At 72.0% G+C, this 23448-nt stretch carries 27 protein-coding genes; 14 read left to right on the forward strand and 13 right to left on the reverse strand.

Annotation, left to right across the window (positions count from 1 at the left end; all coding sequences use genetic code 11):
• Nucleotides 1–5: 5 nt before the first annotated feature.
• Both AB0C33_RS18915 and mshA read right to left on the reverse strand, forming a co-directional pair.
• A complete protein-coding gene (locus AB0C33_RS18915) occupies nt 6–485 on the reverse strand; it encodes a YbjN domain-containing protein (protein WP_357967206.1) in 480 nt (159 codons plus the stop codon).
• Between the two features lie 42 nt (nt 486–527).
• Nucleotides 528–1805 (reverse strand): D-inositol-3-phosphate glycosyltransferase, encoded by a 1278-nt coding sequence (gene mshA, locus AB0C33_RS18920; RefSeq protein ID WP_358289301.1) that lies wholly within the window; start codon nt 1803–1805, stop codon nt 528–530.
• A 94-nt stretch (nt 1806–1899) separates the two neighbouring features.
• Here mshA and AB0C33_RS18925 point away from each other — a divergent pair, with 94 nt between their 5' ends.
• Together AB0C33_RS18925 and AB0C33_RS18930 are read left to right on the forward strand one after the other, a co-directional pair.
• Nucleotides 1900–2646: an SDR family NAD(P)-dependent oxidoreductase gene (locus AB0C33_RS18925; protein ID WP_358289304.1), complete on the forward strand. Its 747-nt coding sequence runs from the start codon at nt 1900–1902 to the stop codon at nt 2644–2646.
• A gap of 5 nt (nt 2647–2651) precedes the next feature.
• Nucleotides 2652–3443, forward strand: coding sequence for a class I SAM-dependent methyltransferase (locus tag AB0C33_RS18930; RefSeq protein WP_358289307.1), 792 nt, complete (start codon nt 2652–2654; stop codon nt 3441–3443).
• 38 nt (nt 3444–3481) lie between these two features.
• Here the strand turns inward: AB0C33_RS18930 and AB0C33_RS18935 are convergent, their stop codons facing one another.
• Nucleotides 3482–3991 carry an O-acetyl-ADP-ribose deacetylase gene (locus AB0C33_RS18935; protein ID WP_358289310.1) on the reverse strand — a complete coding sequence of 170 codons (510 nt, stop codon included), beginning with the start codon at nt 3989–3991 and terminating at the stop codon, nt 3482–3484.
• 88 nt (nt 3992–4079) lie between these two features.
• Between AB0C33_RS18935 and AB0C33_RS18940 the strand changes: the two genes are divergently transcribed.
• From AB0C33_RS18940 to AB0C33_RS18960, 5 genes are all read left to right on the forward strand, one after another.
• Nucleotides 4080–4436 (forward strand): BlaI/MecI/CopY family transcriptional regulator, encoded by a 357-nt coding sequence (locus AB0C33_RS18940; RefSeq protein WP_352319711.1) that lies wholly within the window; start codon nt 4080–4082, stop codon nt 4434–4436.
• Nucleotides 4433–5338 carry a M56 family metallopeptidase gene (locus tag AB0C33_RS18945; RefSeq protein ID WP_358289313.1) on the forward strand — a complete coding sequence of 302 codons (906 nt, stop codon included), beginning with the start codon at nt 4433–4435 and terminating at the stop codon, nt 5336–5338. Before AB0C33_RS18940 ends, AB0C33_RS18945 begins: the two co-directional genes overlap by 4 nt.
• A gap of 61 nt (nt 5339–5399) precedes the next feature.
• On the forward strand, nt 5400–5894 hold the full coding sequence (locus AB0C33_RS18950) for a helix-turn-helix transcriptional regulator (RefSeq protein WP_358289314.1): 495 nt from the start codon (nt 5400–5402) through the stop codon (nt 5892–5894).
• A gap of 3 nt (nt 5895–5897) precedes the next feature.
• A complete protein-coding gene (locus AB0C33_RS18955) occupies nt 5898–6308 on the forward strand; it encodes a hypothetical protein (protein WP_357967190.1) in 411 nt (136 codons plus the stop codon).
• A 124-nt stretch (nt 6309–6432) separates the two neighbouring features.
• A complete protein-coding gene (locus tag AB0C33_RS18960) occupies nt 6433–6792 on the forward strand; it encodes a DUF2516 family protein (RefSeq protein ID WP_358289316.1) in 360 nt (119 codons plus the stop codon).
• Nucleotides 6793–6808: 16 nt separating this feature from the next.
• Here the strand turns inward: AB0C33_RS18960 and AB0C33_RS18965 are convergent, their stop codons facing one another.
• Entirely contained in the window at nt 6809–7417 is a 609-nt protein-coding gene (locus tag AB0C33_RS18965) for an SGNH/GDSL hydrolase family protein (RefSeq protein WP_358289319.1), read from the reverse strand.
• A 115-nt stretch (nt 7418–7532) separates the two neighbouring features.
• On the opposite strand from AB0C33_RS18965, the gene AB0C33_RS18970 reads away from it, so the two are divergent.
• Nucleotides 7533–8267, forward strand: a complete 735-nt coding sequence (locus tag AB0C33_RS18970; RefSeq protein WP_358289322.1) for an alanyl-tRNA editing protein — start codon at nt 7533–7535, stop codon at nt 8265–8267.
• Here AB0C33_RS18970 and AB0C33_RS18975 read toward each other — a convergent pair.
• Nucleotides 8264–9181 (reverse strand): GntR family transcriptional regulator, encoded by a 918-nt coding sequence (locus tag AB0C33_RS18975; protein WP_358289324.1) that lies wholly within the window; start codon nt 9179–9181, stop codon nt 8264–8266. The two genes, AB0C33_RS18970 and AB0C33_RS18975, sit on opposite strands and share 4 nt — an antisense overlap.
• Before the next feature lie 111 nt (nt 9182–9292).
• Here AB0C33_RS18975 and AB0C33_RS18980 point away from each other — a divergent pair, with 111 nt between their 5' ends.
• Both AB0C33_RS18980 and AB0C33_RS18985 read left to right on the forward strand, forming a co-directional pair.
• Nucleotides 9293–10381, forward strand: coding sequence for an FAD-dependent monooxygenase (locus AB0C33_RS18980; RefSeq protein WP_358289327.1), 1089 nt, complete (start codon nt 9293–9295; stop codon nt 10379–10381).
• A 27-nt stretch (nt 10382–10408) separates the two neighbouring features.
• The gene (locus AB0C33_RS18985; protein ID WP_358289329.1) at nt 10409–12013 is read left to right on the forward strand and encodes a DUF2207 domain-containing protein; all 1605 of its coding nucleotides are present in this window, start codon (nt 10409–10411) and stop codon (nt 12011–12013) included.
• Nucleotides 12014–12043: 30 nt separating this feature from the next.
• Here AB0C33_RS18985 and AB0C33_RS18990 read toward each other — a convergent pair whose 3' ends face one another.
• Nucleotides 12044–12952, reverse strand: a complete 909-nt coding sequence (locus AB0C33_RS18990) for an asparaginase (RefSeq protein WP_358289333.1) — start codon at nt 12950–12952, stop codon at nt 12044–12046.
• 60 nt (nt 12953–13012) lie between these two features.
• Here AB0C33_RS18990 and dtd point away from each other — a divergent pair, with 60 nt between their 5' ends.
• The gene (gene dtd, locus AB0C33_RS18995; RefSeq protein ID WP_358289336.1) at nt 13013–13444 is read left to right on the forward strand and encodes a D-aminoacyl-tRNA deacylase; all 432 of its coding nucleotides are present in this window, start codon (nt 13013–13015) and stop codon (nt 13442–13444) included.
• Between the two features lie 5 nt (nt 13445–13449).
• Here dtd and AB0C33_RS19000 read toward each other — a convergent pair whose 3' ends face one another.
• From AB0C33_RS19000 to AB0C33_RS19015, 4 genes are all read right to left on the reverse strand, one after another.
• Nucleotides 13450–14388, reverse strand: coding sequence for a folate-binding protein (locus AB0C33_RS19000; protein ID WP_358289339.1), 939 nt, complete (start codon nt 14386–14388; stop codon nt 13450–13452).
• 64 nt (nt 14389–14452) lie between these two features.
• Nucleotides 14453–14866, reverse strand: coding sequence for a Fur family transcriptional regulator (locus AB0C33_RS19005; RefSeq protein WP_357967168.1), 414 nt, complete (start codon nt 14864–14866; stop codon nt 14453–14455).
• A gap of 312 nt (nt 14867–15178) precedes the next feature.
• A complete protein-coding gene (locus AB0C33_RS19010; RefSeq protein WP_352319738.1) occupies nt 15179–15475 on the reverse strand; it encodes a DUF2470 domain-containing protein in 297 nt (98 codons plus the stop codon).
• A gap of 2 nt (nt 15476–15477) precedes the next feature.
• Nucleotides 15478–15966 carry an FABP family protein gene (locus AB0C33_RS19015; protein WP_352319740.1) on the reverse strand — a complete coding sequence of 163 codons (489 nt, stop codon included), beginning with the start codon at nt 15964–15966 and terminating at the stop codon, nt 15478–15480.
• 68 nt (nt 15967–16034) lie between these two features.
• On the opposite strand from AB0C33_RS19015, the gene AB0C33_RS19020 reads away from it, so the two are divergent.
• Both AB0C33_RS19020 and AB0C33_RS19025 read left to right on the forward strand, forming a co-directional pair.
• Entirely contained in the window at nt 16035–17528 is a 1494-nt protein-coding gene (locus AB0C33_RS19020) for a sugar-binding protein (RefSeq protein ID WP_358289342.1), read from the forward strand.
• Nucleotides 17529–17537: 9 nt separating this feature from the next.
• Entirely contained in the window at nt 17538–17900 is a 363-nt protein-coding gene (locus AB0C33_RS19025) for a DsrE family protein (protein ID WP_352319743.1), read from the forward strand.
• 4 nt (nt 17901–17904) lie between these two features.
• On the opposite strand, the gene AB0C33_RS19030 is transcribed toward AB0C33_RS19025, so the two are convergent.
• A complete protein-coding gene (locus AB0C33_RS19030; protein ID WP_358289345.1) occupies nt 17905–18618 on the reverse strand; it encodes a glutamine amidotransferase in 714 nt (237 codons plus the stop codon).
• Entirely contained in the window at nt 18608–19837 is a 1230-nt protein-coding gene (locus AB0C33_RS19035; RefSeq protein ID WP_358289348.1) for a MurT ligase domain-containing protein, read from the reverse strand. Before AB0C33_RS19035 ends, AB0C33_RS19030 begins: the two co-directional genes overlap by 11 nt.
• A 173-nt stretch (nt 19838–20010) precedes the next feature.
• Here AB0C33_RS19035 and AB0C33_RS19040 point away from each other — a divergent pair, with 173 nt between their 5' ends.
• Entirely contained in the window at nt 20011–20430 is a 420-nt protein-coding gene (locus AB0C33_RS19040) for a YjdF family protein (protein ID WP_358289350.1), read from the forward strand.
• Nucleotides 20431–20449: 19 nt separating this feature from the next.
• On the opposite strand, the gene AB0C33_RS19045 is transcribed toward AB0C33_RS19040, so the two are convergent.
• Nucleotides 20450–23419 carry an ATP-binding protein gene (locus tag AB0C33_RS19045; RefSeq protein ID WP_358289352.1) on the reverse strand — a complete coding sequence of 990 codons (2970 nt, stop codon included), beginning with the start codon at nt 23417–23419 and terminating at the stop codon, nt 20450–20452.
• Between the last annotated feature and the right edge of the window lie 29 nt (nt 23420–23448).

Below are 23448 nucleotides of genomic sequence, written 5' to 3' on the forward strand. Positions count from 1 at the left end.
GCAGGTCACTGCCCGGGGTCGGCGAATCGGGCGAAAGCCTGCAGGTTGGCCAGGGATTCGCCGCGTTTGGCACGCCACTCCCACTCCCGCCTGATGGAGGAGGCGAAGCCCAGCTCCAGCGCCCGGTCGAACCAGTCGTCGGCGTACGTCAGCACGCAGCCGAGCAGCCGGTCGACCTCCTCCTCGCTGACGGCGGCCAGCGGCACCCGGCCGACCAGGTAGACGTCGCCGACGGGGTCGAGGGAGAAGTGCACGCCGTACATGGCGCCGTTCTTGCCGAGGAGCCAGCGGTAGAACTCCTCGTGGTTCTCGTCCGGCTGGCGGCAGAAGAACGCCTCGACGTGCAGCACCCGCTCGCCGACGATCAGCCAGGTCATGGTGGCGAGCTTGTGCTGTCCGGGCAGCTTGACCAGGAACGCCCCGGGCCGCGGCTCGTCGTAGGAGACGTCCGCGGCCTTGAGCGCGGCTTCGACGACATCGCGCATGGGATACAGCTTAGGAGCGCGCGACGTGAGGCCGTCCAGCCGCTAGAAGTTGAGCGCCACGGGCACCTTGTGCAGGTTCGCGACGGCGCCCGCGTACACCTCCATGAGCCGGCCCGCCGTCGCCTGCCAGCCGAAGGCGGCCGCGTGCGTGCGCGCCCCCCGCGACAACTGCTCACGCCAGTCCGGCAGGGTGACCAGGCGGTGCAGGACGCGGGCCCATTCGTCCGGGTCGTGCCCGTCCACCAGCACGCCGGAGACCCCGTCGTGGACGGCGGTGCGCAGCCCGCCCACGGCCGCGGCGGCGACCGGCGTCCCGCAGGCCTGCGACTCCAGGGCCACGAGCCCGAACGACTCGCTGTAGGACGGCACGACCGTCACGTCCGCCGCCCGGTACCAGTCGGCCAGTTCCTCCTGCGGGGCCGGCGGCACGAGCCGGACGACGTCGGAGATGCCCAGCTCACCGGCCAGTTCGGTGAGGATGGACGGCCGGGCGAGCCCGTTGCCCGACGGCCCGCCGACGCAGGCGACGACCAGCCGGCCGCGCAGCGAGGGGTCGTCGATGAGCATGCGCGAGGCCGCGCGCAGCAGCACGTCGGGGGCCTTGAGTGGCTGGATGCGGCCGACGAACAGCAGCACGCGGGCGTCCTGCGGCAGGCCGAGCCGTTGCCGCGCGGCGCCCTGCGAGGCGGGCTGGAAGACGGTGAGGTTGACGCCGGGGTTCACGACGGCCACGCGCTGTGGGGCGGCGCCGTACAGGTCGATGAGCTCGCGGGCCTCGTCGGCGGTGTTGGCCACGAGACGGTCGGCGATCTCCACGACCTGTTCCTCGCCCACCACGCGGGCCTGCGGCTCCGGCTTGTCGTCCTGGGCGAGCAGCAGGTTCTTGACCTTGGCCATGGTGTGCATGGTGTGCACGAGCGGCACGCCCCAGCGCTCCTTGGCCAGCCAGCCGACCTGCCCGGACAGCCAGTAGTGGGAGTGGATGACGTCGTAGCGGCCGGGGTCGTACATGGCCTCGGTGCGCAGCACCTCGGACAGGAAGGCGCACAGCTGCCCGGGAAGGTCCGCGCGGTCCATCTCCTCGTACGGCCCTGCCGTCAGGTGACGTACCAGGACGCCTGGGGCGAGTTCGGCCACGGGTGGCTGGTCGCGGGCGGTGGCCCTGGTGAAGATCTCCACCTCCACGCCGAGTTGCGCCAGCCTCCTGGCCGACTCGACGATGTACACGTTCATCCCACCGGCGTCGCCCGTGCCGGGCTGGTCCAATGGCGATGTGTGCATGCTGATGGTCGCGACCCGGCTGACCCGTCGTCGCCTCACTCGACATCACCTCCAAGCGGAATACAACTATCCGAATTTTTTCGACATTCCCTGCCGCGGTTCGCACCGCGTCCGCCCTGGCAGGATGAGGGGCATGCAGAGAACGGCAGTGGTGACCGGCGCGAGCGGCGGGATCGGCGAGGCGACCGCGCGGCGGCTCGCCGCTGAAGGTTACGTGGTGGTGGCGGGCGCACGGCGCCGCGACCGGCTGGACAAGCTGGCCGCGGAGGTGCCCTCGATCAGGCCGGTGACGCTCGACGTGACCTCTCAGGAGTCGGTTGACGCGCTGGTGGGCTCGCTCGACCGCTGCGACGTGCTGGTCAACAACGCCGGTGGCGCGCTCGGCATGGAATCGGTCACTGACGGCCTTCTGGACGACTGGCAGCAGATGTACGACACGAACGTACTCGGCTCCCTACGCATGACCCAGGCGCTGATCCCCAAACTCGTGGAGTCGGGCGACGGCGTGCTGGTGATGCTGACCTCGACCGCCGCCCTGGTCTCCTACGAGGGCGGCGGCGGCTACTGCGCGGCCAAGCACGCCCAGTCCGCGATGGCCGAGACCCTCCGCCTGGAGCTGGTCGGGCAGCCGGTCCGGGTGGTCGAGATCGCGCCGGGCATGGTCAAAAGCGAGGGCTTCGCGGTCACCCGCTTCCGCGGCGACGAGACGGCCGCCGCCCGCGTGTACGAGGGCGTCCCCGACCCGCTGTCCGCCGACGACGTGGCCGACGCCATCGCCTGGTGCGTGACGCGCCCGTCGCACGTCAACATCGACCGCCTGGTGATCAGACCGCGCGCCCAGGCCGCCCAGCACAAGGTGCACCGCGTCAGCGGCGGTTGAGCCGGATGGCCAGACCGGTCGGCGCGATCACCCGTGGCACGACGTGGCACAACCGGCTGCGCCGGGTCGACCGCTGGACGGCCGCCGTGCACGGCCCGGCCCTGCGCGCCGCCGTCCGCCCGCTCGTCGTCGACCTCGGCTACGGCGCCTCGCACACGACCACGTTTGAGCTGTTCACCCGGCTGCGCGCGGTCGCGCCCGACGTCGAGGTGGTCGGCATCGAGATCGACCCGGCCAGGGTGGCCCTGGCCAAGCCGTACGAGCGGGAGGGGCTGAGCTTCGCGCTCGGCGGCTTCGAGCTGCCCGTCCCGCGCCCGCCGACGCTGGTCCGCGCCTTCAACGTGCTGCGCCAGTACGGCGAGGCGGAGGCGTGGCACTACTGGGACGTGCTGTGCGGCAAGCTGGCCCCCGGCGGCGTGCTGGTCGAGGGCACCTGCTCCGAGACCGGACGGCGGGCGGTCTGGGTGGGCCTGTCCCCCGACGGCCCGCGCACGCTGACGTTCTCCGCCCGGTTCGACGCCTTCGAGCGGCCTTCCGACCTGGCCGACCGGCTGCCGAAGACCCTCATCCACCGGAACGTGCCGGGTGAGCGCATCCATGCGTTCCTGCGTGACTTCGACCACGCGTGGGCGGTCAGCGCTCCTTACGGCGTGCACGGGCTGCGGCAGCGCTGGCTGGCGTCCGTGCGGCTGCTGGCCGGGCAGTGGCCGGTGGCGGTGCGCCCGCCGCTCGGCGGCCCGGCCCGCTGGCGGCTCGGCGAGCTGACGCTGCCCTGGTCGGCGGTGGACCCGCGCTGACGGGATCCGGGCCATCGGGAGAGCTGACGGGATCCGGGCTATCGGGAGAGCCGTGCGAGGAACACCTCGTAGGCGGCGGTGTCGAACAGCACGAACCTGACCTCCTCCACCGACGTCCCGGCCGCGCGCACGGCGGCGACGGCGATGCGGGCGGCGTCGTCGAGCGGCCAGCCGTAGACGCCCGTGGAGATCGCGGGGAAGGCCACCGTCCGCGCGCCCAGCTCGTCCGCCACCCGCAGCGACTCCTGGTGGCAGGAGGCCAGCAGCTCGGAGCGGTCCTGCGACCTGGAGTAGACCGGCCCGACCGTGTGGATCACCCAGCGGGCCGGCAGCAGCCCGGCGGTGGTGGCGACGGCCTTGCCGGTCGGCAGGCCCTTGCCGTAATGCCCGGCGCGCAGCCGCCTGCACTCCTCCAGGATCTCCGGCCCGCCGCGGCGGTGGATGGCTCCGTCGACGCCCCCGCCGCCGAGCAGCGAGGAGTTGGCCGCGTTCACGATCGCGTCGGCCCGCTGCTCGGTGATGTCGCCCTGCACCAACGTGACATTCATCTCACCGAGCCTGCCAGGCGGGGTTCCGGGCCGCCACTTGCCGCTCCCGGATGCCAGCTCGACGCTTTGTAGAGCTACCCTGAAGGGCGTGAAGGGTCTTGGCGAGCTTGAGCGCAGCATCATGGACATCCTCTGGGCGGAGCACAACCCGCTGACCGCCCGCGAGGTCGGCAGGCTCATTGCCGATCGCGACCTCGCCCCCACGACGGTGATGACCGTACTCGACCGCCTCACGCGCAAGGGCTTCCTGGAGCGCACCAGGGACGGCCGCGCGTGGCGTTACGAACCGGCCGCGAGCCGTGACGCCTACATCGCCGAGCTTATGCTTGAGGCGTTGGACCTGACGGGCGACCGATCGGCCGCCCTGACCCGCTTCGCCCAGGCCGTGTCGGGCCCGGAGGCGGAGATCCTGCGGAGAGCTCTCACGGAGCTGGAGGAAGAGTGATCACGGCAGCGGTGCTAGCGGCGCTCGCCACGGCGTGCGCGCTCGGCTCCTGGCGTTTCACGACGGCCCGGTGGACCTCCCGTGCCCCGAGGCTCGCCATCATCGTCTGGCAGTCCCTGGGCGTGGCTTGGGGCCTGGCCACCACCGGCGCCATGCTGGCCTACGCGGTCCTGCCCTACAACGTGGGCGTGCTGCCGGGGCTGATCGCCTTCGCCCGCGGCAGGACACCGGTCGAGGCCTGGGACCCGCTGCACGTCCTGGCCATGATCGCCGGTCTCACGTCGCTGGCGGTGCTGGTCGTGGTGCTGCTGACGGCCGGCGTGCAGGCGTTGCGCGCGCGGCGGCGGCATCGCGTGCTGCTCGCGCTGATCTCCCGCGACGATCCGGGCGTGCCGGGGGTGCGGGTGCTCGACCATCCCAGCGCGGCGGCGTACTGCGTGCCGGGGTTGCGCTCGCAGGTCGTGGTCAGCGCGGGCGCGCTTGAGCTGCTGTCGCCGGACGAGATGGCGGCCGTGCTGGCGCACGAGGCCGCCCACGTGCGCGAGCGGCACGATCTGGTGCTGCTGCCGTTCGCCGCGCTGCGCCGGGCGCTGCCCTGGTCGAAGGTGGTGGCCGACGCGCAGGCGCAGGTGGAGCTGCTGATCGAGATGGCCGCCGACGACCGCGCGCGCCGCTACTGCTCACCGCGCAGGCTCGCGACGGCGCTGCTCAGGTTCGGTACGGCCGGCGCCATGCCGACCCCGCAGGGCATGCTCGGCGTGCACGCGCACAACGTCATGGCCAGGGTGGACCGCCTGATCAAGCCAGGGCCGGAATTGTCAGCATTTGTCCGGTACGGCTACCTAGCCCTCTCTGTGAGCTTGCTCACCACCACCCCCTTCCTGTGGGTCTACCAGCTCTGACTGCTTGCAGGTGTTAGCCGTTCCGTTTGCAATTGCAAGCACGGGACGGCAGACTGTGGGTATGGCACTACCGAAGGTCGGCTCGATCGGCGAGTACATCCGCGAGCAACGGCAACAGGCGAAGATCTCGCTGCGCCAGCTCGCGCAGGCGGCAGGGGTCTCCAACCCCTACCTGAGCCAGATCGAGCGCGGGCTGCGCAAGCCGAGCGCGGAGATTCTCAACCAGATCGCCAAGGGTCTGCGGATCTCCTCGCAGGCGCTCTACGTGCAGGCCGGCCTCATCGAGGACCGGGAGCCGCCGAGCGACGTGATCACCGCGGTCAACGCCGACACGCTGCTCACCGAGCGGCAGCGCCAGGTGCTGATCGACATCTATGAATCGTTCCGCAAGGAGAACCGCACCGAGGGCGAGCAGACCTCCCAGAACGCCCGCCCTCAGCACGACTCCACCGCGGACGACGAGCCGCCGCTGCCCAAGGAGTATCTCGCCGCGCTTGAGCCCTACGCGGCCTCCCCCGGCAACGGGACCGTCACCCAGGAAACCAAGGAAGGTTAACCCATGACGCTTGCCACCGAGGTCAAGAAGCTCACCGACTCCAAGCCGTTCTACGCCTTCGCCGGCGCCGGCGACTTCGCCGTCGAGAAGCTGCGCGAGCTGCCCGAGCAGCTGCGTCAGCTCCAGTCCCGCCGCTCGGAGCTGGCCAGGGACCTGCCGGAGAAGACCCGCGCGTACGCCGACAAGGCCGAGGGCTTCGTCCGCGAGTTCCCGGACAAGGCCCGCGAGTACGCCGACCAGCTGAGCAACAAGGCCACCGAGGTCTACGAGGACTTTGCCACCCGTGGCCGCAAGGTCGTCAGCAAGACGACCGGCGAGGCCGCCCTTGAGCTGGAGGAGGTGTCGGAGGCCGCCGAGCCGCCCGTCGCCGAGCCCGTCAAGAAGACCACGCGCACGCCTCGGGCCAAGGCCTGAGTGAGCGAGCGGGCCCGCCTCTTCGGAGGCGGGCCCGTTCCTGTTCCGGTGCCCGCTTGTCGGGGACGCCTATTAGGCTGGGGCCGATTTCATCGCGGCGTTGGGTGGAGCCAGCAACATGAATATGATCAACGGCGTTTTCAACTTCCTTTTCCTGGTGCTCGCCGCCGTCATCTTCGGCATGTCGGTCTACTCGCTGGTGCACGCGGCGCGCGTGCCGACCAACGCGTTCGTCTCGGCGGGCAAGCTGCAGAAGAAGATCTGGGTGCTCATCCTCGCGCTGGCGACCCTGCTGTCCGGCGGCGGCGCGCTGGGCTACTTCAACGACTTCATGCTGATCGGCGGCTTCCGGTTCATCGGCCTCAACGGGCTCGGCCTGTTCTCCATCCTGGCCGTCATCGCCGCCACGATCTACATCGTCGACGTCAAGCCCGCGGTCAAGGGCATGGGCCGCGGCAACAGCGGCCCCTACGGCCCCTGGTAGGCCGGCCCCGTCCAGATCAGGCCAGCTCCGCCGCCAGCCACGCGGCGATGCGCTCGTGCCCGGCGAACGTGGGATGCACGCCGTCGGGCAGCACCGTCTCCGACGGCCTGCCGGTCACCCATTTCCGGCGCATCGGGTCGAGGAACGGCACGCCCGCGGCGTCGGCCACCTCCGCCAGGGCGTCGCGCACCCGGTAGGCCTTGGCCGGGGTGTCCTCCAGCCAGATCGGGCCGACCATGACGACCTTGGTGACCGGCCAGCGGCGGCGCACCTCGGCGAGCAGTGCGGCGGCGGCCGCGCGCACCTGCCCGGTGCTCCAGCGCTGGTCGTTGTGGCCGCCGGAGATGACCAGCACGTCGGGGGCCGGCCGCCAGGCCAGCTCCTCCTCGAACGACCGCCGGAACGTGCGGCCCACCTTGCCCTCGTTGAGAAAGCCGGTGCCGCCGGCGCCGGCGATGACCGGCTGCCAGCCGAGCAGCCGCGCCGACTCCGAGGCGTAGGTCCGCCAGGGCGGCACCGGGCCGGATCCGACGGTGAAGCTGTCGCCCACGAACATCATCACGGGAACCGCCGGACGGGCGGGAGGGACGGCCTCGGGCGCCCGCTGCGGCGGCGTCCGGGCCACCGCACTCGTACATGCTGAAATTCCAGCAAATATCCCTATTAGTGCGACGACCGGGGCGATTCTTCCTCGAAGCATCAGGCCACGCATAATCACCCCGGGGCACTAGGCTGCCGATATGACCGCCGACCTCCACGGACGCACGCAACGGCTCGAACTGTCCGACCAGAGCCTGCGGGATTTCGAAGCCGTCGTGCTGGACGCGACGCCTGAGGGGATCGTGCTGAGCAGGTCGGCATTCTATCCAGGCGGCGGCGGCCAGCCTGCCGATCACGGAGTTCTGGTCTGGCAGGGCGTGGAGACGCGCATCGTCGGGGTGCGCAAAGGCGACGATCTCTACCTGATCCCCGCCGAAGGCGACCCGATCCCGCCCGCCGGCACGGTGGTCGAGGCAGCGGTGGCCGACGCCCGGCGTTCGGCGCTCATGCGTACGCACTCGGGCCTGCACGTGTTGTGCGGCGTGGTGTTCAGGGACTACGGCTGCCTGGTCACCGGCGGCAACATGGACGAGCTGAGCGCCCGCATGGACTTCGACCTGCCCGAGGTGCCGCCCGGCTTCAAGGAGGCCGTCGAGGACGCGTGCAACGCCGAGATCGCCGCCGACCGCCGCATCGACGTGCGCGTGCTGCCGCGGCGGGAGGCGTTCGAGATCCCCGACATCATCCGCACGGCCAGCAACCTGGTGCCCGAGGCCGTCCAGGACGTGCGCGTCGTCGACATCGTGGGCCTCGACACGCAGGCCGACGGCGGCACCCACGTGGCCTCGACCAAGCAGATCGGCCGCATCAGGGTGGCCAAGATCGAGAGCAAGGGCCGCGGCTTCCGCCGGCTGCGCATCGCGATCTCCGACTAGCGCCCCTCGACCAGCCCGGCGAGCCCGTCGAGCAGCGCGTCGAGGCCGAAGGCGAACAGCCGGTCGAGGTCGAGGTCGAACTCGCCGCCCAGCTCCTCGATGACGCCGGTGAAGGCGGTCAGCCGCCCCGACTCCGCCAGCGCCTGGAGCTCCCCCTCCCGGCTGGTCATCCACTCGTCGGCGGTCAGCCCGGTCGCGGCCTGGGCCTGCTGCTCCATCTCGATGTTGGCGGCCAGGCCCTGGACGAAGCTGAACAGCAGGGTGTGCACGTGCATCTTGCTGATCGGATCGAGGGGCGAGCCCTCCAGCGTGCGCATGACCCACTCGGTGTGGGCGATCAGGCTGGCCGAGGGCAGCGGCCTGGTCAGTGAGGTGACCCTGGCCATCCACGGGTGGGTGCGGTAGCCCGCCCACTGCACCCGGGCGGCGGTCTCCAGCCTGGCCCGCCATCCGTCGGGCGGCGGGTCGGGCAGCGGGAACTCCCTGATCACGTGGTCGATCATGAGCATGACCAGGTCGTCCTTGCCGCCGACGTGCCGGTAGAGGGACATGGTGGCCACGCCGAGGCGGCCCGCGACGCCGCGCATGGTCAGCTCGGCGAGGCCGTCGGCGTCGGCGATCTCGACGGCCGCGGCCACGATGCGGTCGCGGGTCAGGTCGTCGCCGGACGGGACGGGGGCCCGCCGCGCCCTGCCGCCGCGGATCTCGGCCACGATCGTGCCGACGCGCGGCTCGGCGACCACCACGCCCTCCTGGGCCAGGACCGTGAGCGCCTTGGCGGCCGTGGCGAGCGCGACCTCCCAGTCGCGGGCGAGCTGCCTGGTGGAGGGCACCCGGTCGCCGGGGCGGAGCCGGCCGTCGGCGATGCGCCGCCTGATGTCCTCGACGATGCGCGCGTAGGGCGGAGCGGTCATCACAATCCTTTCTCTGTACTAGTACAGATCGTACCAGTGGACCCTTGTGAACTGCTGTATGTACGACGTACATTCAGTCTCGCGTACAACGTCAACAACAAGGAGCGCGTCATGAAGGTTCTGGTCTCGGGAGCGAGCGTCGGTGGGCCCGTCCTGGCTCACTGGCTGCGGCGGCGCGGCTTCGAGGTCACGCTGGTCGAGCGCGCGCCGCGCCCGCGCAGGGGCGGCCAGGCCGTCGACCTCCGCGGCGCCGCCCTGGTCGTGGCCGACCGTATGGGCATCCTGGAGCAGGTCAGGGCCGCGCGGACGACCATGCGCGGCATGTCCATGGTCGACGGCGACGGCAACGAGATCATGCGCAGCACCGAGGAGACGATCAGCGGCGGCCGGCTCGACAGCCCGGACGTCGAGATCGCCCGCGACGACCTCACCGCGATCCTCGGCGCCGTCACCGACGCCCCCTGCCGCTACGGCGACTCCATCGCCGCCCTCGCCCAGGACGACGACGGCGTGGACGTGACCTTCGACAGCGGCGTCCGGGAACGCTACGACTACGTGATCGGCGCCGACGGCCTGCACTCCAACGTCAGGCGTCTGGTGTTCGGCCCGGAGCAGCGCTTCCTGCGGCACCTCGGCATGTACGTCTCCATCTACACCGCCGACAACTTCCTCGGCCTGGATCACTGGCAGCTGTGGCACCGCGAGGGGGAGGCCGGGTTCGGCCTGTTCAGCGACCGGGAGCCGGCGGTGATGAAGGTGAACATGGGCTTCGCCGCGGGCCCGATCGACTACGACCACCGCGACGTCGAGCAGCAGAAGCGCCTGGTCCAGGAGCACTGCTCGGGGCTGCGCTGGGAGGCGCCCAAGCTGCTCGCGGCCATGTGGCAGGCCGACGACTTCTACTTCGACGCCATGGCCCAGGTGGAGATGGACCGCTGGTCGCAGGGCCGGGTCGCGCTGATCGGCGACGCCGCCCACTGCCCCTCGCCGCTGTCGGGGCAGGGCACCAGCCTGGCCCTGGTGGGGGCGTACGTGCTGGCCGAGGAGCTGGGCCAGGCCCCCGAGGGGGCGTTCGACCGCTATGAGCGGCGCATGCGGCCCTACGTCGCCCTGAACCAGGCTCTGGCCCTGGAGAACCCGGGCATGGCCGCCTCGCCCGAGAGCGTACGCCGGGCGGCCGACGCCATCACCCTGGATTGACACCCGCAACCGCTACGATGTCCCGCCATGACGGGTTTCAGACTCACATTGGCCGCCCTGGGAGCCACCGCTCTGACGTTGCTGGCCACCCCCGCCTCGGCGGAGGCCGGGATCACGGACCAGGTGACGATGACGCTCGCCAAGGACGGCACTCTCCACGTGGTCGAGAAGATCACCGGGGCGTCCGGCGGCCTCAAGCGCACCCTGCTCACCAAGACCCGCTACGACGACGACAACGACCGCGTCTACCGGGTCACCAACGTCAAGGGCGGCAAGCTCGACGGCGACGTCCTGACCGTGACCGGCCAGACCGTCGAGTACGACGTCAAGGGCGCGGTGACCACCTCCGGCGGGGTCGAGGAGCTGCGCTGGTTCGCCGTCAGCGGCTGGAGCGTCCCCGTCACCAAGGCGACCGTCCAGGTCAGCGGGCCCGGCCAGGTGCAGAACCTGTCGTGCTTCGCCGGCGACCTGACCTCGGCGATCGGCTGCACCTCGGCCTCGATGGACCACACCGCCACCCGGGCCGACTTCGAGCAGGACAACCTCGCGGCAGGCCAGGCCCTGACGGTGGTCGTCGGCTATCTCAAGGGCTCCAGCTCCGGGGCGCCCATCCTGGAGCGCCGCTTCTCGCTGGCCTCGGCGTTCACCCTCGACCTGGTCACCGGCGGCGCGCTGGCCGCCCTGCTGGTGCTGCTGCTCGGCGGCGTCGGCCTGCTCTACTGGACGCGCGGCCGGGACGCCCGGGTCGCGGGCCACGAGAAGGGCGGGGTCGATCCCATCCAGAACGGGCACTTCACCCCGCCGGACGGCGTGCGTCCCGGCCAGATCGGCACGCTGGTGGACGAGCAGGCCGACGTGATCGACGTGACCGCCACCATCGTCGACCTGGCCGTCCGCGGCTACCTGCGGATCGACGAGCAGCCCCGCCAGACCTACGACGCCCCCGACTGGCTGCTGGTCAGGCTGCCGAACGCGCCGGTCAACTCGCTGCTGACGTACGAGCGCGCCCTGTACGACGCGGTCTTCGACGGCCGCGACGCGGTGCTGCTCTCCCAGCTGTCCGGCTCGTTCGCCGGCCATCTGGGCAAGGTGCGCGACGCGCTCTACAGCGACGTGGTCGAGCAGGGCTGGTTCGCCCGCCGTCCCGACACCGAGCGCACCCGGTGGACGACGATCGGCGTCGTGCTGATCGGCGTGGGCCTGCTGGCCACGGTCGGGCTGGCCTGGTTCACCACGTACGGGCTGCTGGGGCTGGCCCTGGTCATCGCGGGCGGCGCGCTGGCCGCCGGCGGCCAGTACATGCCGGCCAAGACCGCCAAGGGCTCGGCCGCGCTCGCGCACACGATGGGCTTCCGCGAGTACCTGTTCTCCGGCGACCTCGGCGAGGTGCCCGAGCAGCACCGGGTGGAGCTGTTCTCGCGCTACCTGCCGTACGCGGTGATCTTCGACGGGGTCGAGCACTGGTCGCGGGTGGTGGCCTCGGTGACCGGCAACGGCCACCAGGCCGACAACCTCTACTGGTACCACGGGCCGGCGGAGTGGGACCTGTCCAAGTTCGCCGGGTCGATGCGCACGTTCACCACGACGACCTCGGGGGCCATCTCCGCCAGCCGCCAGTTCCGCACCCTGTAGACACTCCGCGCGGCGGCGGCTCTCGCCCCTCTAGCGGATCCGCAGCTCGCCGACCGGCCGGCCGCCGCCCAGCAGCGCCGGCCTGGCCAGCTCGGCCAGCTCGGGCGCGTCCAGGCCGAGCGAGCGCAGGGCCGCCACGGTGACGGGCACGCGGGCCCGCGACGAGCCGTCCTCGATCTTGATCGTGCCGGCTCGGCCGTCCTCGAACGCGAACGCGTCGAACGCCTCCGCGCCCGCCTTCAGCATCAGCCCGGGGATCGCCCGCATGAGCTTGGCCTCGGGCCGGTCGGTGCCGGAGGTCCATTCGGGGTGGGCGCGCATGGCGTCGAAGATGCGCCGCTCGAACGAGCCCTCCGCGGCCAGCGGGAAGGCCCGGAACGCCTTGGTCACGCCGAGCATCGAGACGAAGAACAGCGGCGCGCCGCAGCCGTCCACGCCGGAGGCGGCCACCCGCTCGCCGGTCAGGTCCTCGACCGTCGCGCGGATCGCGCGCTGGAGCGGGTGCGCGGGCTCCAGATAGGTGGTGAGCGGCCAGTCGTTGAGCACGCAGGTGGCCAGCATGGCGGCGTGCTTGCCGGAGCAGTTCATGTAGACCCGGCCGAACTCGGTCGAGGTGCGCTCGAACGGGTGGTCCTCCGGACACAGCAGGGCGGACTCGTCCAGGCCCGCTCCGGCCAGGATGTTCCGTACGCCGTCCACGTGGAACGCCTCACCGGAGTGCGAGGCGCAGGCCAGGGCCAGCAGCTCACCCTCCAGCTGGAGGCCGTTGCGCATCATGCCGAGCGCCTGCAGCGGCTTCATCGACGATCGCGGCGAGGCCGGCACGTGCACCGCTCCCCGCGTCTCCACCGGGACGCCCTGCGCGTCCACGGTGAGCATGCGGGCCAGATGAGTGGACTCCACGAACCCCGACCGGACAACCTCGACAACAAGCGACATTACGCGCCCCCTTTCGGCACGAGTCTACGAACAGTTCTTTCTGCGCCAGAATGGGATGCCATGCGAGCAGTCATACAACGAGTGAGCTCGGCCTCCGTCGAGGTCGAGGGGCAGACAGTCGGCGCCATCGACGAGCCGGGGCTGCTCGTCCTGGTCGGCGTGACGCACACCGACACCCGCGCCGAAGCCGCCAAGCTCGCCGCCAAGCTGTGGGGCCTGCGCGTGCTGCACGGCGAGAAGTCGTGCTCCGACGTCTCCGCCCCGCTCCTGGTGATCAGCCAGTTCACCCTCTACGGCGACGCGCGCAAGGGCCGGCGCCCCACCTGGCAGGCCGCGGCCCCGGGGCCGGTCGCCGAGCCGCTGGTGGAGGCCGTGGTCGAGGAGCTGAGGGCGCTCGGCGCCCACGTGGAGACCGGCCGCTTCGGCGCCGACATGAAGGTCTCGCTGGTCAACGACGGGCCGATCACGCTCGTCCTCGACATCGACGCCTAGCGGGGTCAGCGGATCCGGCGGCGCAGCGAGGGGTCGATGCTGACGTTGCGACCGGCGTCCGGCGACACGACGACCTCCTGGGCGGCGGCCACGCCACCGGCCAGCAGCGGCGCGTCGACCGGGACCGTGCGCTTGACCACGGCCAGCGCGATCGGGCCCAGCTCGTGGTGGCGGGCGGCCGAGCCGACGACGCCGATCTCCTGGCTCTCGAAGATCACCGGGTCGCCGTGCGCGGGCAGGGTGTCGACGCTGCCGTCGAGGTGCAGGAACACCAGGCGGCGCGGCGGGTGGCCCAGGTTGTGGACGCGCGCGACCGTCTCCTGGCCGCGGTAGCAGCCCTTGCTCAGGTGGACGGCCGAGCCGATCCAGCCCACCTCGTGGGGGATCGTCTTGTGGTCGGTCTCGAAGCCGAGCCGCGGCCGGTGGGCCTCGATGCGCAACGCCTCGTACGCCCACAGCCCCGCCAGGGGCCGGCCCAGATGATCGGCCAGCTCGGCCCGCGGCACCAGGAAGTCTTCGGCGGCCGTGGAGAGCACCGCCAGGTCGTCGGCCCGCGACACCTCCACGCGCAGCATGAACCGCATGCGGTCGAGATAGTCGACCAGGCTCTGCGCCGTGCCGGGCTCGACGTGCGCCAGCACGCTCTCGCCGTCGTCGACCAGCGTGAGGTGGTGCAGGACGCGGCCCTGGAGGTCGAGGTCGAGCGTCTGGGTCCACTGGCCGGGCGTCAGCGTGTCGAGCTTCTGCGAGGTCAGGTCGTTGAGCCATTTCAGCCGGTCGGCGCCGGAGATGCGGACCACCTCGCGGTTGCTGCGGTCGACGACCGCCTCACCCTTGGCCAGCGCGCGCTGCTCGGCGAACAGGTCGCCATAGTGCGCGGCTACGTCGGCGTCCGGCCCGTCGGCCGCGACGGCGCCGGGGAGATCGAGCAGAGGGCTACGCATGCATCCAAGGCTATCCGCCCCCGCGACGACGCCCGACGCCGGTGCCCGACGCCGGTGCCGCGGGTCAGCGGCAGTTGCGGCAGCGGCCGAACACCGTGAGGTGATGGACGTCGGCCGCGAACCCCAGCTCCTCGTCGAGCCCCTTCACCAGCCCCTCGGCCAGCTCGGGACGCACCTCGAAGACCTCGTCGCAACCCCGGCACACCAGGTGGACGTGGTCGGCCTCGGCCGCCAGGTGGTAGGTCGGCGCGCCGTGACCGAGGTGGGTGTGGGTGACCATGCCGAGCTCTTCGAGCAGTTCGAGCGTGCGGTAGACGGTGGAGATGTTGACCCCGCGCGCCGTCTCGCGCACCTTGGTGCAGATCTCCTCGGGCGTCGCGTGCTCCAGATCCTTGACCGCTTCGAGCACGAGCTGCCGCTGCGGGGTGACCCGGTAGCCCTTGGCGCGGAGTTCCTCGTGCCACTGCGTCTCGGTCATGCCCCCGAGTGTAAAGCGCACGATCGCCTGTTCGCGGCCGTCCGATAATTACTTGCCCCCGGCATTCGCGACCGCATAGCTTCGTGAGTACGCGGAAAGGAGGTGGTCCGAATAATGGTTAGTCATAGTCGGGCTAGCGAGGTGGTTGTCCGCTAGCGCTGCGGACTGTTGTCTCGTGTCGCAAGCGAATCCGAGGCAACCACCGGGGCCCCTGGCAGCCGGAGGGCGGGATGACGCATCCCGTCCATTGGTCCATCCGGCCCGTCTGCTCGGCAGGCGGAGTGTTGCCCGGGGCCCTTCTTGTTTCTTCCCTCAGTGTTCCCCGTGGGGTTCGATCCCCAGTTCGGCGCAGGCCGCCCGGTAGAGGCGCACGACCGCCTTGCGCACCTGGGCGCGCTCGGTCAGCGTCTCGCCCCACGGCACGCGCACCCGCTCGCCGCCGTCGACCGTGAACTCCATGGCCTCGGCGTCGACGTCGCTGGTCACCGCCGAGGTGGCCTGCGGCCGGCCGCCGAGCCCGCGCACGATGACCAGGGCGTCGCCGGTGTGGTCGTCGTTCATGTGCCGCTTGATCGCCTCGACGGCGTCGGGGGTGAAGGGCGAGGTCATGCTCAGGACACCTTCTTCAGCTCGGCCGACATGTGGTCGGTGAGCGGGTGGCCGACGGCGGCCATCTCATAGGCCCACATCAGGTTGCCGTTGACCAGGCCGTAGAGGCGGTGGCCCGCGGTGTACTCCTTGGCCGTGGAGGTGCGGGCCACGACGTCGGTGCGCAGCTCGATCTTGTGGAAGACCACCTCGCCGATGTAGATCTCGACGATGCCGGTCGGGTGCGCGAGCACCACCTCGATCTGCCGGTCGGGCTGCGGACGCCAGTAGCCGGACTCGGTGGCCAGCGGCCTGACCCGGTTGCCGTCGTTGTCGAGCAGCCAGGTGCGGCTGACGTAGGTCAGGAACGGCTTGCCGTTGTGGCCGAACTCGATCTCCTGGCCGAAGTTGAAGCTCTCGATCGTCGGATAGCCGCCCACGCCGGCGCCCTCCCAGCGGCCGAGCAGGAACGCGATCTGCTCCAGAGCGGGGTGCACCTCAGGTTCTTCCATGCTCACCAAGCCTAGCGCCGGTGGCTAACCTTCTGGATCGGGGAGACGTTTCGCCGGGGGGAGCCGCGATGCTGGATGCCTGGGCCGTGCCGCCGCACGTCGACGTGCTGTTCGTGGGCGCCCATCCGGACGACGAGTACCAGTCGTTGTCCACGTTCGGGCAGTGGCGCGAACGCCTGGGGCTGACCACCGGGGTCGTGACGGTCACCCGCGGCGAGGGCGGCGGCAACGCCGCCGGGCCGGAGAAGGGCGCGGCGCTCGGCCGGATCAGGGAGGCCGAGGAGCGCGAGGCGGTCGCGCACGCGGGCATCCGCGACGTCTTCTACCTGGACAGACCGGACTTCTGGTACACACTGTCGGCACCCCTGACCGCCCGCGCGTGGGGGCCCGGCACCCTCCGGCGGCTGGTCGAGACGATCAGGGCGACCAGGCCCTCGACCGTGGTGACGATGGACCCGCGGCCCTTCAACCAGCACGGCGGGCACCAGCTCGCCGCCCGGCTGGCCGTCGAGGCGTTCCGGCTGGCCGCCGACCCCGCCGCGTTCCCCGGGACGGGCGCGCCCTGGCGGGCCACCCGGCTGCTGACCCAGAACTGGGGGCTGCGCGGCCCCGTGGGCCCCGGCTGCGCGACGGCCGCCCTGCGCGACCCGGCCACCGGGCTGCCGCAGCTCGGCGTCTGGGCGGGCGCCTGGTCGCCGCGCCACCGCGCCACGTGGGCCCAGCGGGAGCGCGACGCCGAGCGGGCGTACCGCACGCAGGGGTTCGCCACGCGGCCGGCGAAGGTGGCCGGACCGTTCGGGTGCGACTGGTTCTCGGTCGTCTTCGACGGCGGGCGGCCGGTGCCGGCTCCCGTCGTCGAGCAGGCGGGCCTGCGTCCTCTGTACGCCGAGTTCCGCGACTGGGCGCGCGCGACCGGCCTGCCCTGGCTGGCCAACCGGGCGCAGCCGGACTACCCCGAGCCGCCCGCCACCACGCTCCCGGTCGCCGGGCGCGCACCCGTGCTCGACGGCGTCGCCTCCCCCGGCGAATACGCGGGCCCCACCCTGCCCCTCGCCCACTGGGAGGGCGAGCGCTGCGCGGCGGCCGACTGCGCCGCGACCGCCCGGCTGACCCGCCACGGCGCCGACCTCTACGTCCAGGTCGAGGTCACCGACGAGGCGCGCGGCGCGGCCCTCGACGAGTGCGAGCGCCACTGGCGCACCGACGCGGTCGAGATCGCCCTCGACCCGCGCGGCGACTCCGACGACACCTCGACCACGTTCAAGCTGGGCGTCCTGCCCTACACCGCCGAGGGCGGCCCGTGCGCGGCCCGCGACGCCGACGCCCGCCAGGGCCCCGCCCCGCAGGTGGGCGTGGCGTCCGCGGCCCACGACGGCGGGTACGGCGTCGAGGTGCGCATCCCGTTCGCGCTGCTGCCCGCCCCGCCCACCGCGCTGAGAGCGAACGTGCTCGTCTACGACTCCGACACCGGGGACAGGACCGGCCAGACGCGCCTGGCCTGGTCGCCGTTCGGCAGCGCCCAGGCCGATCCGTACGTGTGGGGCCGCGTCGGTCGGGGTTAGGGTGACGCCATGGCACGATCTTTGGTGATCAAGGTGACCGCGGGGGCGGACGCCCCTGAGCGGTGCAACCAGGCATTCACGGTGGCGGCGGCCGCGCTCGCGAGCGGCGTGCCGGTCTCCCTCTGGCTGACCGGCGAGTCGTCGTGGTTCGCCCTCCCGGGGCGGGCCAAGGAGTTCTCCCTGCCCCACGCGGCGCCGCTGGCGGACCTGCTGGAGGCCGTCCTGGCGGCCGGCCGGGTGACCCTGTGCACGCAGTGCGCCGCCCGCCGCGACATCACGGTCGACGACGTGATCGAGGGCGTGCGCATCGCCGGCGCGCCCGCGTTCGTGGAGGAGGCGGTCAGCGAGGGCGCCCAGGCCCTGGTCTACTAGGCCGTCAGCCGGACAGGACGGTGCTCAGCCGCTCCTGGCGCAGGGCCTCGTAGCGGGAGTCGTCGAGGGGCGTCAGGTCGCCCACGCGCCACGACAGCAGCAGGTCGGCCAGGGCCGGGTTGCGCGCCAGGGCCGGGCCGTGCAGGTACGTGCCCACCACGTGGCCCGCGTAGCAGCCCTCGAAGCCGTCGCCGTTGCCGACCCCGGCGACCGTCTTGGACAACGGCCGCACGCCCGGCCCGAGGTGCGTGACGCCCATGTGGTTCTCGAAACCGGTCAGCGTGGGCAGGTTGAGGGCGGCGTCGACCTCCGCGACCAGCTCGCCCACGGCCCGCGCGGGGCCGCGCGAGCTGGCGATGTCGAGCAGGCCGATGCCGTCGACCGGCTGGCCCTCCTCGCCGCCGAACGTGCTGCCCATGATCTGGTAGCCGGCGCACACGGCCAGCATCGCCGCGCCCCGGGCGATGGCCCGCTGGAGGCCGCCGTCGCGGCGCAGGCGCTGGGCGGCCAGGATCTGCGGACGGTCTTCGCCGCCGCCGATCAGGTAGATGTCGCCGGTCTCCGGCACGGGGTCGGCCGAGCGGACGTAGACGGTCTCGACCTCGATGCCCCGGCGCTGCGCACGCTGCTCCAGGACGAGCACGTTGCCCTGGTCGCCGTAGGTGCTCAGCAGGTCGGGGTAGATCCAGACGATGCTGAGGGCGCTGTCAGACGGCACGTCCGAACTCCGATCGGATCTGCTGGAAGGCGGTGTAGTTGGCGATCACGTCGACCCGGCCGGGCGGCTGCATGGCCAGCGCCTCGGAGAACGAGCTGCACAACGTGAACGGCACGTCGGCCACGTCGAGCCGGAGCGCCAGGTCGAGCCGCCGCTCACCGGTGACGAAGACCGGACGGCCGCGCAGGATGCGGTAGTCGACGTCCCACAACCACGAGGTGTCGCGGCCGTCGGGGCCCTGCGCGTTGACCGAGAGGATGATCGGCAGTTGCGGGTCGGCGACGTCGAAGGCCTCCAGCCAGCCAGCCGGGTTCTTGGCCAGCAGCAGCCGCGCGTGGCGGCCCTCACGCTCGACCGTGGTGTAGCGGCCGGCCACCGAGGTGACCTCGCGCAGCCGGGGCAGCGCCCGGTCGACGGGCAGCCCGAACGCCTCGGCCACGGCCAGCGCCATCACCGCGTTGGAGCGGTTGGCCAGGCCGGGGAGCTGGATGTCGAGCATCCAGCGCTGCCCGCGCGGGTCGATGGCGACGTCGTCGTCGAGCACCCACTGCGGCTCTGGACGGTGGAAGGTGCACTCACGGCAGGACCAGTCGGCGTCTTTGCGGTCGAGGGGGCCGCCGCACTCGGGGCAGCACCAGGAGTCCTCCTTCCAGCGCTGGCCGCCGGCGACCCAGGTGACCTTGGCGGCGGTGGAGGCCCCCCAGGTGACGAGGGGGTCGTCGCAGTTGGCGATGACGTGGGTGGGCCTGCCCGACAGCGCCCTGCGCCACTTCTGCGCGAGCAGCCAGATCTCGGCCGCGCGGTCCATCTGGTCGCGGCTGAGGTTCATCAGGCAGACGACGCCGGCGCCGGTGGTGTCGAGCACCTCCGGCAGGTACTTCTCGTCGACCTCCAGCACGCCGTAGGGGGCGCCCTTGTGCTGGGAGAGCGCCGAGACGTGCCCGGCCGGCATGTTGGCGCCGAAGGCGTTGGTGGCGACCTCGCCCATCTCCAGCAGCGCGGAGGTGATCAACCTGGTCGTGGTGGTCTTGCCGTTGGTGGCGCTGACCAGGGCCAGCTTGCGGTCGCGGGCCAGCTTGCGCAGGAGGTCGGGTTCGAGCATCAGGCCCACCCTGCCGCCGATCACCGAGCCGTCACCGCGCCCGGTCATCCGCGAGAGCGTGGCAGCGCTGCGTCCCAGGGCGCTGGCGAGCTGAGCCCGCAGAGGAAGCTGGGTCATGCACATGGATCCTAGTCGCCGTTGAGTCCTACTCTGGAGTTGCACACGAAAACGCGGCCCGGTTGGTAGCCCGGGCGAAGCATCACGTATCCGCCCTTACCAGGGATGTCCGGTGTGCCGGAGGCGGCCTGTCCAGGTCGCTTTCCCGGCATGTCTGGTGAAGGGCGGAGAAGATGGTCACGTTGTCGGTCTATTTGGACGGCCCGTTCTGGGTCGGGGTGCTGGAGGTCGCCGAGGGCGGGCGGCTGCGGGCGACCCGGTTCACCCTCGGGTCCGAGCCCACCGATCCCGAGCTGCACGCGTTCCTGATGCGCCACGGCGTTTCGCTGCTGGAGCAGGCCCATGCCGCGCCCGCCGTGGCCGGCGGGGAGCGGGCGCGGCGGGTCAACCCCAAGCGGGCGGCCAAGCTGGCGGCGCGGGCCGCCGCCCAGGTGTCCGTACGGGGCACGGCCGCGCAGGAGGCGATGCGGCTGGAGCTGGAGAGCCGCAAGCGGCAGGCCGCGCAGGGACGGCGGGAACGGCGGCGCGAGCTGGCCGAGCACAAGCGCGAGGTGGCCCGCCGCAAGCGCCTCGAACGCCGCCGCGACCGCTGACCCGTCCCCCGGGCGGTCGTCAGGCCGAGGGGGCGTCGACGAAGGCGATCTCCGGGGCGCCCCCGTGGTCGAACGGCAGGACGAACCGCTGCGGCCACGACAGCACCCCCTCCAGCCAGCCCGCGCCCATCGTCTGGCCGACGTGCCTGATCCTGGCCGACGCCTCGATGCCGATCGCCACGTTGGTGATGTCGCGCTGCACGCTCTCGTTCTCGTCGTCGCCCAGGATGACCCGCCAGGCCAGGGCCCGGTTGTGGTCCACCTCCATGGACAGCGGGTGGTGGCGCAGGGCCTTGGCGCGGTGGCCGAGCAGCTCGGCGTGCACCAGGTCGGCCGTGCCGTTGCCGTTGGACTGGCGGAACAGGGCGTACTCCATGGGCGGGGCGGGGCTGCGCAGGTTGGGGGCGGGCTGGCCGTACGGGAAGAGCCGGTCGACCTCGTGCAGCCAGCGCACCTGCGGGATCACCCACGACGCGCCCGGACGGTCGCCGCCCGGCTCGGCCCCCGACAGCAGCCGCGCGGCGACCTCGGCGGCCTTCTCGGTGAGCAGCGCCGGGTCGAACCAGCTCCGCAACGACCAGGCCCGCCGCTGGACGGCGCGTTCGACCAGCGTGGCGAGCAGGCACTCGCGGCGGCGGGCGGGCAGCTCGCCCCAGGCGGCCGACAGGGCGCGCGGCACGCCGGGCAGGGGCCGGTTGCTGACGAAGGCGAGCACGACCGTGTCGCACCAGATGCGCAGCCACGCCCAGTCGGGCCCGTCGGCGAGCACGTCGGCCTCTCTGAGCTCCACCAGGGTGCACGCCTGGCCGGTGCGGCACTGCGCCCCGCACGCGGCCGACCTGCGTCCGCGGATGGGCGGCTGGGGGCCCGGCAGCGGCTTCTCCCGCGACTCGCCCAGCGGGACGCGCACCCGCAGCGGCCGGTCCATGCCGTCGGCGAAGACCGCGGCCGAGCCCGGCTGGAGCGAGACGACGTGCCTGGACTGCTCGTCGCTGAGGTTCATGGCCGCGCCGACGAGCTTCCTGTCGTCCTCGGCGGGCAGCCGGTGGACGACCTTCAGCGCGGTGTTCTTCACGACGTCGGAGACGAGCTTGGTCGGGATCTGCTCGGCCACCACGATGCCCTCGCCGTACGCCCTGATCTCGGCGAGCAGGCCGGCCAGCAGCTCCACGGCGTGCGTGGAGGCCCGGCCGTGGCCGCGGTCGCGCAGCAGCCGGTGGGCCTCCTCGATCACGATGACGTGCCGCAGCCCGGCCGACTTCTCCTTCCTGGCCCGCATGCGCAGGTGCTCGACGATCCGGATGATCAGCGTGCCCATGAGGAACGCCTTGTCCTCGTCGTTGGCGACGTCCTCGATGGCCAGGACGACGTTGCGCTCCAGCAGGCCGCCGATGTCGGCCGGGTGGCCGCCCTCGAAGAAGCGCCCGGCCGAGCCGACCCGCAACGACCGCAGCCTGAGCGAGATGAAGCCCTCGACGTCGGCCTGGACCTCGCGGCCGTAGCCGATCTCCTTGATGACGTCCATGGCGTGCTGCTGGAGCTGTTCGAGCGTCGGCACGCTGGGCGGGACGTTCGAGCCGGGCACGGCGCCGCCGGTCACGACGTCCCAGCCGGTGGCCTCGTAGACCCGTTGCAGGGACAGCGACATGATCTGCGGGAACGGCTCCTCGGCGTCGAAGGCGGCCATGAACAGCGCCCTGATCATGTCGATGTGCGCCTGGACGGGGTAGCCGGGCTCGGGTTCGAGCGGATTGACGCTGAGCGGCACTCCCTCGGGGGCCGACGGGTTGATCACCGTCACCGGGTCGGCGATGCGGCCGGCCATGGCCGCGTACTCGGACTTGGCCGGCTCGATGGCCAGCCACGGGATGCGCGCCTCGCTGAGCTGCTCCAGCAGGTGCCGGACGGTCTGGGACTTGCCCGAGCCGGTCGCGCCGGTGACGAAGGCGTGCCTGTTGAGCGTGGCCAGGGGCACCCGGAAGCTGCCCACGCCTCTGTCCTGGCCGTCGAGGATCTCGCCCAGCTCCAGCTCGCCGCCGTCGGCCTCGGACGTCACGTCGAAGAAGCCGGAGTCGAGCACGCGTACGCCGGGCACCTCGCGCCTGGGCAGCCCGGCCAGCGCGGCCAGCGCACCGGCGGTGGCCGCGAAGGGCGCGGCGGCGCCGTCGGCCGGGTCCTGCATGGTGATGGCCAGGGCCTCCGACAGCGCGTAGACCGCGCCGTGCGCGCTGCGCAGCCGGTACGGGTGGTGGCTCATCTCGACAGACCCGACGAGCACGGGCGCGATCTGCCGCAGTTCCTCGGCGGTGGCCCCGCCGGCCAGCACGCGCACGTTCCACAGGCCGGCCTCGCGGAAGGCGTCGAGCTCCTGCATGCGGCGCTCGGCCCGTTCGGCGTCGAACCGGGAACGCTCGGAGGCGTCGCCGTACTGCCGCAGGACGTTGAGCTGGGTGCGCAGGTGCGCCACCTCGGCGTCGAGCAGGTCGGTCGGCTCGGCCACCACCAGCCAGGCGAACGGCCGCGACATGAGCGTGACCAGCGTCGACTCGAACAACGTGGGCCGCTTCAGCTCGTCGGGGTCGGACCCGGCGAACTCGCGCCCCCGCCCGCCCAGCGGCGGCGCCTGGCGGCCGGGGCACGGCGTCCAGACCAGGTCGGCGAGGTCGGCCAGGTACTCCTCGTCCAGCTCGACGCCCCGCGCGCCGCCCGGGAACAGCAGCGGCTGGGGCCCGGTCGGCAGGCCGGGCACGTCGGTCGCCCTGCGCGGCTGGCGCGGCGGCGAGAGCGGGCCGGCGTTGGTGATCAGTTCGAGCGGCGCCCCGGAACCCCGCGACAGCCACCCGATGACGAACGGCCGGTCACGCTGCGCCGCCGACAACACGGCGGGCAGCACGGTGACGAAATCCCATTCCGCCGACGAGCTTCGCGAGGGTGCGGCGATCGACTGGATCCGATACCAGGGCCCGCTCAGCGAGACACTCGGCTGCATCTTCAATTCCCCCACAGTCGGTTCTCAGT

Source organism: Nonomuraea sp. NPDC048881 (assembly GCF_040649795.1).
GTDB lineage: Bacteria > Actinomycetota > Actinomycetes > Streptosporangiales > Streptosporangiaceae > Nonomuraea.